General features: G+C 66.0%; 12 protein-coding genes. 4 read left to right on the top strand and 8 right to left on the bottom strand.

Annotated features, from left to right (window positions below; translation table 11 throughout):
- From X268_RS24360 to X268_RS24340, 6 genes are all read right to left on the bottom strand, one after another.
- A complete protein-coding gene (locus X268_RS24360; protein ID WP_128927278.1) occupies positions 1-1,032 on the bottom strand; it encodes an NAD-dependent epimerase/dehydratase family protein in 1,032 nt (343 codons plus the stop codon).
- A 28-nt stretch (positions 1,033-1,060) separates the two neighbouring features.
- Positions 1,061-1,597, bottom strand: a complete 537-nt coding sequence (locus tag X268_RS24355) for an Mpo1 family 2-hydroxy fatty acid dioxygenase (RefSeq protein ID WP_128927277.1) — start codon at positions 1,595-1,597, stop codon at positions 1,061-1,063.
- Positions 1,598-1,747: 150 nt separating this feature from the next.
- Positions 1,748-2,416, bottom strand: a complete 669-nt coding sequence (locus X268_RS39640; protein WP_164937903.1) for an OmpA family protein — start codon at positions 2,414-2,416, stop codon at positions 1,748-1,750.
- Positions 2,416-2,832, bottom strand: coding sequence for a hypothetical protein (locus tag X268_RS39635; protein ID WP_164937902.1), 417 nt, complete (start codon positions 2,830-2,832; stop codon positions 2,416-2,418). The genes X268_RS39640 and X268_RS39635 overlap by 1 nt, the downstream gene beginning before the upstream one ends.
- Positions 2,833-2,920: 88 nt before the next feature.
- A complete protein-coding gene (locus X268_RS24345; protein WP_128927275.1) occupies positions 2,921-3,205 on the bottom strand; it encodes a type II toxin-antitoxin system HicB family antitoxin in 285 nt (94 codons plus the stop codon).
- Between the two features lie 8 nt (positions 3,206-3,213).
- Entirely contained in the window at positions 3,214-5,820 is a 2,607-nt protein-coding gene (locus X268_RS24340) for an ATP-dependent helicase (RefSeq protein ID WP_128927274.1), read from the bottom strand.
- A 235-nt stretch (positions 5,821-6,055) separates the two neighbouring features.
- Here X268_RS24340 and X268_RS24335 point away from each other — a divergent pair, with 235 nt between their 5' ends.
- Positions 6,056-6,229 carry a DUF1328 domain-containing protein gene (locus X268_RS24335; RefSeq protein WP_028138034.1) on the top strand — a complete coding sequence of 58 codons (174 nt, stop codon included), beginning with the start codon at positions 6,056-6,058 and terminating at the stop codon, positions 6,227-6,229.
- Positions 6,230-6,414: 185 nt separating this feature from the next.
- Here X268_RS24335 and X268_RS24330 read toward each other — a convergent pair whose 3' ends face one another.
- Positions 6,415-6,921: a thioesterase family protein gene (locus X268_RS24330; RefSeq protein ID WP_128927273.1), complete on the bottom strand. Its 507-nt coding sequence runs from the start codon at positions 6,919-6,921 to the stop codon at positions 6,415-6,417.
- A gap of 85 nt (positions 6,922-7,006) precedes the next feature.
- On the opposite strand from X268_RS24330, the gene X268_RS24325 reads away from it, so the two are divergent.
- The 3 genes from X268_RS24325 to X268_RS24315 all read left to right on the top strand — a co-directional run bounded on the left by X268_RS24325 (position 7,007) and on the right by X268_RS24315 (position 10,343).
- On the top strand, positions 7,007-8,431 hold the full coding sequence (locus X268_RS24325) for an FAD-binding oxidoreductase (RefSeq protein ID WP_128927272.1): 1,425 nt from the start codon (positions 7,007-7,009) through the stop codon (positions 8,429-8,431).
- Positions 8,432-8,555: 124 nt separating this feature from the next.
- Positions 8,556-9,848, top strand: a complete 1,293-nt coding sequence (locus X268_RS24320) for a Spy/CpxP family protein refolding chaperone (protein ID WP_128927271.1) — start codon at positions 8,556-8,558, stop codon at positions 9,846-9,848.
- Positions 9,849-9,983: 135 nt separating this feature from the next.
- A complete protein-coding gene (locus X268_RS24315) occupies positions 9,984-10,343 on the top strand; it encodes a hypothetical protein (protein ID WP_128927270.1) in 360 nt (119 codons plus the stop codon).
- 51 nt (positions 10,344-10,394) lie between these two features.
- Here X268_RS24315 and X268_RS24310 read toward each other — a convergent pair whose 3' ends face one another.
- Positions 10,395-11,882 (bottom strand): caspase family protein, encoded by a 1,488-nt coding sequence (locus X268_RS24310; RefSeq protein ID WP_128927269.1) that lies wholly within the window; start codon positions 11,880-11,882, stop codon positions 10,395-10,397.
- Positions 11,883-12,284: the final 402 nt, after the last annotated feature.

Raw genomic sequence — 12,284 nt, 5'->3', positions numbered from 1 at the left:
TCAGCCGGCGCGCGAGGAGAGCGCGCGATGCTCGATGGCGCCGGAGGGCTGCTGGCCGTTGCGGGCGAGCAGATGGGTGATGGTTTCGCGCAACACGGGCTCGATCGGGCGCGGCGAATAGCCGAGCTCGTTACGGGCCTTGCCGATCGACAGATCGCTCGCGGCGAGCGCGATGCGCACGCCTTCGGCGGTGCCATTCGGCGGCCGGCGCGTGATGTGGTCGGAGATGGCTTCGAGCATGATCGCGGAGAGCTCGGCGATCTTGCCGGGCACGACGATCGGAAACTGCCGCCGGCCGCTCATGGCCGACATCATCCGCAGGATGTTGCCGAGCGGAACGCAGTCGCCGCCGAGGATGTAGCGCTGGCCGAGGCGGCCGCGCTCCATGGTCAGAACGAGGCCCATGGCGACGTCGCGGACGTCGACCAGATTGACCAGGAAGTTGAGATGCGGCTGCACCTTCTTCTGCAGGAAGTACCAGAGCATCGCGGTCGGCGGCGTCAGATTGTGGTCGGCAGCACCGATCGGCATGGTCGGCGTGCCGATCACGAGCGGAAAGCCACTGGCCGCCGCCTTGGCGGCATGATGCTCGGCGAGCGACTTCGAGCGCGTGTAGGCGCCGGGCATTGCATCGGCCGGCTGCAGCGCTTCTTCCGCGGGGACACCTTTCAGGTCGGAATAGGGGAACAGGATCGATTCCGTCGAGCAGTGCAAAAAGCGCGAGACGCCGCGCTTCATCGCGGCCGCGAGCACGATCTCGGTGCCCCGGCAATTGACGTCGTGGAAGTCCTGCTTGTTGGCGACCCACATGCCGGGCAGGCCGGCGAGATGATAGACCTGATCGACCCCGGCGATCGCGGCATCGACCGCGACGCCATCGAGCACCGAGCCGTGGACGTGTTCAACGTCGGCGTTCGCCGCTGCCGGCGCGCGGACGTCGAGAACACGCACCCGCTGCCCACGGGCGCGGAGCGCTTCGACGAGATGATGTCCGATGAAGCCACTGCCACCGGTAACCAGGACGAGAGCCATGCAGAAGGTTGCTGTTTCGCTTCTAGAGCTATCGGGTTGAAAGGGAATTGGCAGGAAGAGGCGCCAGAATCGCGGCAAGGTCGCGACGGAAGCCCAATGCAATGAACAATTTTGCCATCACGAACATCGGTCCGAGCAAAAGGTGCGACGGAAATGTGAACAGCGAGGCTTCGCGCCCCTCAAAAACCTTGTGGCCGATGGTCTGCGCGGCGAGGCCGAGCACGACCAGAGCGGCGAAAATCGCCCACATCATCGCGGTGCTGACCTGCGCCGCAATGGTCGTCGCAACCGAAAACAGCGCGATCGAGACCGCCAGAATACCGATCCCGAGCGCCACGTCGAGCAGCAGCCAATAGACCAGAACCGGCAAGGCCAGGATCACCGCCAGGCTGACATCGAAACCGAACAGCGGAAGCCTGACCAGGGTCAGCGGCAGCACGGCGCCGGTGAACAGCAGGAGAATACCGACCACATGCATCGCCGTGTTCCGGGGGTCGCGATGGTACTCGACGTAAACGGCAAGTTGGCGCTGGAAAAAGCCACCCATTTTGGTCTCATGCAGCATGGGGTCGGGAAGGGCGAACAGTCGCTATAGCACTGGACCGGGCGGTGCACAAACCGGTGCTTTTGTCGCGCAAAACCACATTCGTGCGCTCCGGACAGATAACAAAACGATCAGGACTTCAATGGGTTCCAGGCACGAAGCCGCGCTCGCTCAGCGCTTCTTGGCGGGCTTTTTCGCCGCAGGCGCAGGCGCGGCAGAAGGATGCGGCGCCTCCTCGGGCAGCTTGGCATAGGTCAGGATTTGCAACTGGCCGTTGACGGCTGACGTCGGCTTGGCCCGGTCGAGAAACTGCTCCTCGCCGAGACCGATCGGGTGCAGCCGCTTGGTCGAGATCTTGAACGTGTTCACCAGCACGTCGCGGATCGCATCGGCCCGCCGCTGGCTCAGGATTGCATTGGCCTCGCGCGTCTTCGCATTGGATTCGACGTGGCCGACGATGAGGAACGTGTAGGGCAGCAACGAGGAATGCACCAGCGCGTCCGCGATGCGGCCGACGGTCTGGTAGGACGCCGGCTGGATGATCGGCGTGTCGGCGTCGAACTGGATCTGCGCGTTGAAGGCGGGAAGCTTGGCGAGATCAGGCGCGATCGGCGGCCGGTTCACCGGACCGGGATCGTTCTTGATCCTGGCCTTGGCGCGCTCCATCACCTGCTGCTTCAGCGCGGGAAGATCGACCTCGGCGGCTTCCTCGAAATGGTTCAGCTTGCCGACGATGTCGTCGCGCGTCGGCGCCGCCGTCTGCGCGCTTGCGGCGCCAGCAAGCAAGGCGAGGCCGAGCGCGACCCATAGTCCGGTGGAAGACAGCCCGTTCGCGCGCATCAGCGATACCCCGCATCGTCGACGGCCTTCAGGCAGTTGTTGCTGATGCCCTTGGGCGTCGAGACCAGGCAGGGGACCGACTTGCTGGTCTCCTTCGTGGAGCCGCCGCAGACCTTGACGATCTCGCGCTGGCAGACATTCGCCACCGTGACGCGTGCCGCGATGCGCTTCTGGATGGCGTCGAAGACGCCGAGATAGTCGCTCGTGCACTGCGGCGACAGCACGTCGCGATTGCGCGACAGGCACTCCTTCAGGCGGGTCGAGTCCGGGTTGACGCCGCGGCAATTGGCGACGATTTCCGCACCGCAGCTCGCCGCCAGCTTTCCGATCGCGTCGCCAAAGCTCATGGTCTCCGCCGCCGCAAGCGACGGCATCCCCAATGCAAGCACGATCAGTGTGACGGAGCCCCGGACCATGATTGCATCTGATACGGGGAAGTTCGAGCTGGTCAAGGGCTGTTCGGGGGAGAACCGTCGAACGCCCGTCGAGTGCGGCGAACAGTCCTCACTCCGCGGCGTCGAGGGGCGGCCATTCGATCAGGGCGACGGTGTGGTTTCTGAGGTCGTCGGCCACATCAGGATCGGCCTTGAGCTCGTCCAGCGTTCGCGGCGGGGGAAGCTGGCGGCCGTCCGCGGTCAGCTCCTGCGCATAGAACGCCAGCGCCTCCGGCGCATTCTCCAGGGCCTCGTCGAGATCGTCGCCGCCGGAAATGCAGCCGGGCAGGTCGGGAAACCACAGGCTGACGGCGTCCGGATCGGCGTCCTCGATGATGGCAACGTACTGAGGCATGGCGGGGGTCACGCCCGCTGCACGAAGCTGTCCACGACCTTCTTCTCGCCGGCCTTGTCGAAGGCGATGGTGAGCTTGTTGCCGTCGATCTTGGTGACGCGGCCGTAGCCGAATTTCTGGTGGAAGACGCGGTCGTCGAGCGAGAATTCCGACGTCGTGCCGGTCGATTTGGCGACCAGCTCGCCTTCGATCGTCAGCGGCCCGCGCCGGCGCGAGGCGAAGCTGCCGAAATCGGGGCCGGATGAGGCGGAGGTCGAGAACGTCGCGGCCTCTTCCTCGAAGCCGCCGCTTCGGCCGCCGCCATTGCGACCGCCGCCGCGGTTGCGGTTGGCTTGCGCGCGCTGCCAGCCTGGCGTCGAATAGCTGGAGCCGAACGCCTCCATGTCGTCGAAGCGCGAGGCGCCGTAGCCGCCGGTGCCGCCCCAGGCCGAGCCGCCCTTGGATTCTGTGATCTCGACGTTTGCCGCCGGCAATTCGTCGAGGAAGCGCGACGGGATCGTGGTCGACCAGGTGCCGTGAATCCGGCGGTTGGTGGCAAAATAGATCATGGCGCGGCGGCGGGCGCGGGTCAGGCCGACATGGCCGAGCCGGCGCTCTTCTTCCAGGCCGGCGCGGCCCTGTTCGTCCAGCGTGCGCTGGCTCGGGAACAGGCCTTCTTCCCAGCCGGGCAGGAACACGTTGTCGAATTCGAGACCCTTGGCCGAATGCAGCGTCATCAGCGACACCGCGTCGTCCTCGGCGCCGCCCTCGCGGTCCATCACCAGCGAGATGTGCTCCAAAAACCCTTGCAGGTTCTCGAACTCCTCCATCGAGCGCACAAGTTCTTTCAGGTTCTCCAGCCGGCCCGCGGCGTCCGCCGAACGATCCTTCTGCCACATCTCGGTGTAGCCGCTCTCGTCGAGCACGATCTGGGCGAGATCGGTGTGTGCGGTGACCTCGCGCTGGGCGCGCCAGCGGTCGAACTGGGCGACGACGTCGCGCAGCGAGCCGCGCGCCTTCGGCTTCAGCTCGTCGGTCTCGACCACCGCGCGCGCTGCTTCGAACAAGGGAATGCGGCGCTTGCGGGCGTGGTCGTGCAGCATCTGAACGGTGGCGTCGCCGAGGCCGCGCTTGGGCACATTGACGATGCGCTCGAAGGCGAGATCGTCGGCCGGCGAGTTGATGACGCGCAAATACGCCAGCGCATCGCGGATTTCGGCGCGCTCGTAGAAGCGCGGGCCGCCGATGACACGATAGGGCAGGCCAAGTGTGACGAAACGGTCTTCGAACTCGCGCATCTGGTAGGAGGCGCGCACCAGGATGGCGATCTCGTTGAGCTTCTCGCCCCCGCGCTGCAGCTGCTCGATCTCCTCGCCGATGCCGCGTGCTTCTTCCTCCGAATCCCAGGAGCCCGTGACCGTGACCTTCTCGCCGTCCTCGTCCTCGGTGCGCAGCGTCTTGCCGAGCCGGCCTTCATTGTGTGCGATCAGATGCGATGCGGCGGCGAGGATGTGGCCGGTCGAGCGATAGTTGCGCTCCAGGCGAATGACCTTGGCGCCCGGGAAATCGTGCTCGAAGCGCAGGATGTTGTCGACCTCGGCGCCGCGCCAGCCATAGATCGACTGGTCGTCGTCGCCGACGCAGCAGATGTTCTTGGTAGGGGCGTTGGACGCAGCCGTCAAAGCCGCGCGCTCCGTCATTCCGGGGCGATGCGCAGCATCGAACCCGGAATCTCGAGCTGAGGACTCATCTCCGGATTCCGGGTTCAGGCCTTCGGCCTGCCCCGGAATGACGGCGGGAGTGGTTGGCTTCGCCGCTGACGGCGCCTGCGACAGCAACCGCAGCCACAGATACTGCGCGACGTTCGTGTCCTGATATTCGTCGACCAGGATGAACTTGAAGCGCTGCTGGTACTGCCGGAGGATATCCGGGTGCTCGCGGAAGATGCGGATGTTCTCCAGCAGGAGATCGCCGAAATCGGCGGCGTTCAAGATCTTCAGCCGCTCCTGATAGCTCGCATAGAGCTTGCCGCCCTTGCCGTTGGCGAAGGTGGCGGCTTCGCCCGAGGGCACCTGCGAGGGCATCAGGCCGCGGTTCTTCCAGCCGTCGATCAGGCCGGCCAGCATGCGCGCCGGCCAGCGCTTGTCATCGATGTTCTCGGCCTGCAGCAGCTGCTTGAGCAGCCGGACCTGGTCGTCGACGTCGAGCACGGTGAAATTCGATTTGAGCTGCGCGAGCTCGGCATGGAAGCGCAGGATGCGGCCGCCGATGGAGTGGAAGGTGCCGAGCCATGGCATGCCCTCGACGGCGTGGCCCAGCATCTGGCCGAGCCGGTGCTTCATCTCGCGCGCGGCCTTGTTGGTGAAGGTCACCGACAGGATCTCGGCGGGACGGGCGCGGCCCTGGCTCAGGATATGGGCGATGCGCGTCGTCAGCACCCGGGTCTTGCCGGTGCCGGCGCCGGCCAGCACCAGGACCGGGCCGTCCAGCGTCTCCACCGCCTCGCGCTGCTCCGGATTGAGCCCGGAGAGGTATTTCGGGCCCACCGAGGCGCGCGCACGCGCGGCGATGCCGCCGGCTGCAGGCTGGTGGTCGGGTACGCTTGTGATCTTGCTCGGCTCGGTCATGCGAATCATTGGCCCCACGATGGCACCGCGGGGAGGCGGAAGGGAGCCTTCTAACAGGGATCGGTGCCTATATGGGGCGGCTAAGAGAGGTTTTCCACGTGCGCGGCGGGCCAATTTGTTCCAGCGACAGGCGCGAATTTCGCCGTCAGGCGTGCCGGAACCATCGTTCCCGCCTCGAGATTGTCAGGGCAAGTGGCGCGGTCAGCCGCGTCGACGCAGACAACATCAAGACGAGGATTTGACCATGCTAGGCTGGGTTGTGACGTTTCTGGTTATCGCTCTGATCGCCGGCATCCTGGGCTTCGGCGGCGTTGCCGGCGCTTCGATCGAGATCGCCAAGATCATCTTCTTCATCGCGGTCGTCCTGTTCCTGGTCTCGGCCGTGGTCGGTTTGGCGCGCGGCCGCAACAGGGTTTAGGTGCTTCCCTGCGGCTCATCCTTCGAGACGCCCGCCTTCGGCGGGCCCTCAGGATGAGGGCAGAGTGTGGGGCGGCAGCTTCGACAGATGCTGCTTGGCCTCATCCTGAGGGACCGCGAAGCGGTCGTCTCGAAGGATGAGGCGCGCGCTCAGGTCGCTGCAAGATGCCGTGAACGATCGTCTGATTACCGCTTCGAGGGCATCGCCACGTTCCGGCCGATGCCCTCGGGGCGCGGCACCGCGCTGTGGGCCTTTGCGACGGCCGCGATGCGCTGGCTTATGTCGGGCGGAAACGGCGCGACGCGCCGGGCCGTCATGTCCATGTGCAGCGACATGTTCTCGGACGTGGCCGACAGCCAGCCTTCTGACGCGTGCCGCATCTCCTCGAACGTGTGCAGCCGCTTGTCGTCGGCCTCCAGCAGCCAGACGAAGATCTGCACGGGATCGCCGAGATGGATTTCGCGCAAATACCGCACATGGCATTCGGCGGTGAAGCTCGAGTTGCCTCGCTCCGTCATGTACGTCGGCCCCATCCCGAGCTCGAGCCAGAGCTGGTCGATCGCGCGGTCGAACATCACGTTGTAATAGGCCATGTTGAGATGGCCGTTATAGTCGATCCATTGCGGCTCGATCTGCATGACCGAAGCGCGGAACGGCTCGGGGGTAGGGGCGGGGGCGGCAGTCTCCGGCATGCTTCATTCCCTAGCTATGCGTCCGGTCGCTTGACTTGACCGGCTTTATGTCCTTTGCCACGGTTCTTCTGTCGGGAGGAATTCCGTGGGTACGACCATCACCAATAATCCGCCGCGGCCGGAGCCGAAAGCCCTCGCGAGCGCGCTGGAGCAGCTCGCCGCACGCTTCGGCAACCGCCTCATCACCTCGCAGGCCGTGCGCGAGCAGCACGGCCATACCACCACCTGGATTCCCAATCAGCCGCCTGATGGCGTGGTGATGGCACAGGAAACAGCGGACATCCAGGACGTGGTGCGGATCTGCGCCAAGAACCGCGTTCCCGTCATTCCGTTCGGGACCGGCACCTCGCTCGAGGGCCAGGTCAACGCCCCCGCCGGCGGCATCTCGATCGACCTGCGCGACATGAACAAGGTCCTCGCGGTGCATGCCGAGGATCTCGACTGCGTGATCCAGCCCGGCGTGACCCGCAAGGCGCTGAACGAGCACCTGCGCGACCAGGGCCTGTTCTTCCCGATCGATCCCGGCGCCGACGCCTCGCTCGGCGGCATGGCCTCGACCCGCGCCTCCGGCACCAATGCAGTGCGCTACGGCACCATGCGCGAGAGCGTGCTGGCGCTGAAGGTGGTGCGCGGCGACGGCGAGATCATCACGACAGGCACGCGCGCCAAGAAGTCATCCGCGGGCTACGACCTGACCCATCTGTTCGTCGGCGCCGAAGGCACGCTCGGCATCATCTCGGAGCTGACCATCCGTCTGCGGGGTATCCCTGAGACGATCGCGGCCGGCGCGGTGTCGTTCGAGACCGTGCACGGCGCCTGTCAGGCCGTCATCCTGGCGATCCAGACCGGCATTCCCGTGGCGCGCATCGAGCTGCTCAACGCCGCGCAGGTGAAGGCCTGCAACGCCTATTCGAAGCTGACGCTGCCGGAAACGCCGCTGCTGCTGATGGAATTCCACGGCAGCGAGATCGAGGTCGCCGAGCAGTCCAAGGCGTTTGGCGAGATCGCCAGGGATTGCGGCGGCGGCGATTTCTCCTGGACCACCAAGCCGGAGGACCGCACGAAACTGTGGCAGGCGCGGCACGATGCCTATTGGTCGGTGAAGGCGCTGCGGCCCGGCGACAGCGTCGGCGTGGTGGCGACCGACGTCTGCGTGCCGATCTCGCGGCTTGCCGACTGCGTCAGCGAGACCGAGGAGGATTTGAAGCGGCTCAACCTGCTGTCGCCGATCGTCGGCCATGTCGGCGACGGAAATTTCCACTGCTCGCTCGTGTGCGACACCAACGATGCGGACGAGATGGCACGCGGCGAAGAGTTCATGCATCGGCTGGTCGAGCGCGCGCAGGCGATGGACGGCACTTGTACCGGCGAGCACGGCATCGGCCAGGGCAAGCAGAAATATCTGAAGGCGGAGCTTGGCTCCGAAGCGCTCGATGCGATGCGGGCGCTGAAGAAGGCGCTGGATCCGCTCAACATCTTCAACCCCGGCAAGATCGTGCCGGAAGCATAGGCCGGCCGGTCCGACCCAGTGTCGGGCCGGAGGCCGTCCGGGTCGGGAACTTTCGGCAATCCTGTTGGTTCCCATTCCCGCCAAGTTCCGGTGCCTCAATGGCGCGGTTCGGCGGGAGGGTGCGATGGTGCGACCGGTCATTGGAATTGCCGCGATGGCACTGGCCTGCGTGCTGGCAGGCGCGGCTCTGGCCAAAGGGGGCCATGGTGGCGGACACGGCGGAGGGCATGGTGGCGGGCACGGTGGTGGCCATCACGGCGGAGGGCATTTCCGTGGTCACGGCCATGCGCATGGCGGCGGGTATCATCGCGGCGTGCGGTTCACCAGCGGTGCCCGGCGCGGCGGGCCTAACTTCGGTCAGATCCGTAACGCGGCGATCCGCCCCGCGAGCTTCCGCAACGCCCTGAACTCCAGCGCATTCCGCAATGGTCGGCTGATCAGCAATCCGGCGGCGCGCGCGCAGATCGCGGCCGCAGCCGCACTGGCCGGCTGGGGCGGCGCGAGCAGCGGATGGTGGCAGCATGCGGGGGGCGGCTATGGCTGGGTCGGGCCGCTGTTCTGGCCGTTCGCCTATAACGATCTCTACGACTACGCGATCTGGGGCGACGGGCTCGGCTTCTGGGGCTACGGCTATCCGGACGTCTATGCCGGCATTTTCGGGCCCTATGGCTATGATCGCCTGTCGGCCTATCTGCCGCAGCAGCCGCAGGGACGACGGCGGGCGCGTGGCGCGCCGCTCGATCAGCTGTGCGGCAGCGAGCGCCGCGACATCGTCGGCCTGCCGATCGACCAGATTGCAGCCACGGTGGAGCCGACCGACGCGCAAGGTGCCGAGCTCGATGCGCTCGGCAATGCTTCGATTGACGCTGCGGGGCTGATCCGCGCGTCCTGCCCGACGCAGGCGGCGGCGACGGCACCCGGCCGGCTCGCAGCCATGCAGCAACGGATCGAGGCGATGGAGAAGGCGGTCGATCTGGTTCAGCCCGCGCTGGAAAAGTTCTATGGATCGCTCAACGACGAACAGAAAGCGCGCTTCAATGCGCTCGCCGACGAGCAGCGGCGCGCAACCGCATCGAGCAATGCGGGCGGCTCATCAGTGCAGACTTGCACTGTGCCCGCCGCGTTCGATTGGCCCGGCGCCACGATCGAGGACAGACTTCGACCCAACGACACGCAGCGCGCGGCGCTGCAGGTGCTCCAGGATACCAGCGCCAGGGTCAGCGCATCGCTCAAGGCGGCGTGCGAGCCCAATGAGGTGATGACACCGCCGGCCCGGATGGCCACAATCCGCAAGCGGCTCGATGCCATGCTGGACGGGATCAAGTTGGTGCGCGCGGCGCTCGATGATTTCTACGCCACGCTCAACGACGAGCAGAAAGGGCAGTTCGAGGCGATCGGCCCGCGCCGCATGTCCTGAACGGCGCTAAGGCATGATCCGGAAAAGTGCGAAGCGGTTTTCCGGAAAGATCATGCGCAAACAACAACCTAAAGCGCGATGACGATTCATCTAGATCTCATCCGCTTTAGCCAACGAAGACCACGGGTGGGGGCAATGAGGTGGTTCGCAAGGCGGCAGCCGGCCGACATCTGGGATGAGCCGATCCAGGGAGCGATCGGCGACATCGAGGCGGCCGACCGCATTCGCAACATCTGCCAGGCGGCGAAGGCGATCTCCGAGAACATCGGAGAGTCCGCGCCGACCCGCGAGCGCTATGAACGCGCGGCCCGCGTCGCAATGGAGATCGCGATGAAGATGTCCGACGATCTGATGCGCGACGATGCGGTGCGCCGCATCGTCGATCTCTGCATGAAGGCCAACGATCTCAAGACAGCGCAGATCCTGTTCCGTGCGATCCAGGCCGGCTGGATCCGGGAGGCCGTCCAGCAGGACTATCCGGTGCTGTCGCAGTAGATCCGGCTCGCGCGCGAGCCGGATGCCGTGTTCGCGCCGGGCCGGCTCAGCTCAGTACCTGCGGTAGTCGCCGCGATAATTGTCACCACCGCCGCGGCCGCCCATTCCCATGCCGAGGCCGATCCCAACGCCGATGCCTTGCATCACAGCCTCCGGCGGCGGGCCGCGATCCGGTGGCGGCGCGCGCTCGTAGACCACTTGGTCGGACGGCCGTCGCTTGGGCGGCGTCTCGACCAGTTTGCGCTTCGGCGGCGTCTCGTCGACGCGCTTCTTGATCACGGGCCGGACCGAGGGGTTGACAGGCGTTGCCGGTGTCGCGGGCGTCGAGCACGGGCAGGTCGGCGCCATCGCGACCGCGACGGGCGTCGCGGCGGCGGCCGCCGCGGCCGCGACCGGCTGACCATAGTTGCGGTTCTGCACCCGCAGCAGCAGCCGGCGCGCGGTCGCGGCCAGATCGCTGTTGTCCCAATTGGCGAGATAGGCCTCGAACGAAGCGCGGGTATTGATCGCGGTGGCGCGCTCCCAGGCCAGCATCTGGCGCCGTCGTTCCAACACCCTGCGCAGGCGCGGCGTGCGGGTGTCCTGGGCGTACAGCTCGATATAGGCCTGATACGCCTCCACCGTGTCCTCGGTGATCACGAGCTCATAGGCGACCATGGCCGGCTTGCCCTGCAGCGTCTTGCGCCAGTCGTCGATGCTGCGCGTGCCGCTGGCGAGCGCCATCGCGTTGGCGCCCGGAAGGGCGGGTGTGCTGCCGCTGCTCTCGCCGAAGAACCTGAAGTCGGTCGTCAGCGACGAGCTTCCCCACGGGATCTGCCGGCTGTCGGTCGACTGCGCGACGGCGACGCGGATGCGCTTGAACACCTCCTCGATCGGCAGATTGGGCTGCTTGGCGATGGTCAGTGCGGCTGTGGTGTAGGGGCTGTCGATGCCGCTGCCGTCCTCGGCTTCGGCGCCGGGCGAGGTCGAATAGGAGATGAAGGAGCCGGGCGCGCCGGCCTTGGTATCGACGATCGCAAGCCCGTGGCCGGCGCCGCTCAGCGCCGGGAACGGATTGTTGCGGCAGGCATCGAGCATGAAGATGCGCGCCCGCGTCGGCAGCGCGCCGAGCGTGTTGAGCAGGTCGTTCAGCCGCACGCCCTGCAGCGGAATGTCGGCCTCGCGCTTGGGATCGAGATCGACCGGAACGAGATAGTTCTCGCCGTCGATCTGCAGGCCGTGGCCGGCATAGAAGACCAGCGCGACGGTGTCGGCGCCGCCGGCACTGACCTTGCCGGCGAAATCCGAGATCGCGGCGCGCATCTCGTTCTGCGCCAGATTGGCCGCCGTGGTGACGGCGAAGCCGGCATTGCCCAGCAGCTCCGCCATGCCCTTGGCGTCATTGGCGGCATTGGGCAGCTCGGGCACGGTGCGATAGGCGGATTGGCCGATCACTAGCGCGAGCCGCGCTTCGGCCGCGGCTTGCGTCGGGATCATCAACTGTGTGAGCGCAAGAAGGCCGGAAGCCAGAAGCAAACTGGAAAAGACTGGACGGCGCATGATGTCACCTCCATCCGCAATGCGTGCGATGATGTCACTTTTTCTAAGGAGCCGCCATGAGGCCGTCTGTGCTCTGGATCACGCTTGGCCGCGGCCAAATGGGGCAGGGTATCTGCCGGAGCGGAACGGCATCGTTCCAAGCTCATCCATGTGAATCGCGCATTGATCCATGCTCCATTTGGATTGATGCCGTGTTGTCGCGAAAAGATGCCTTTCGCAGAGCGGGCCGCAAGCCGATCATTGCAAGGAATCCCCGGGATTCCTCGGCGTTTTGCTCTGCGTGCGGACTGCGGGCAGGCGTCTCGCGCCGTTCTGCGATAGCCGGCGCCATGCTTGCCTGTGCCGTCGCTTTGGCCATACAGTCCGTGCAACAGGCGGCGGCAACGACCGCGGCGAACAAGA

This window comes from Bradyrhizobium guangxiense (assembly GCF_004114915.1).
Classification (GTDB): Bacteria; Pseudomonadota; Alphaproteobacteria; order Rhizobiales; family Xanthobacteraceae; genus Bradyrhizobium; species Bradyrhizobium guangxiense.
Note: the sequence above shows the minus strand (reverse complement) of the source record. Positions and strands in the feature narration are given on the sequence as shown.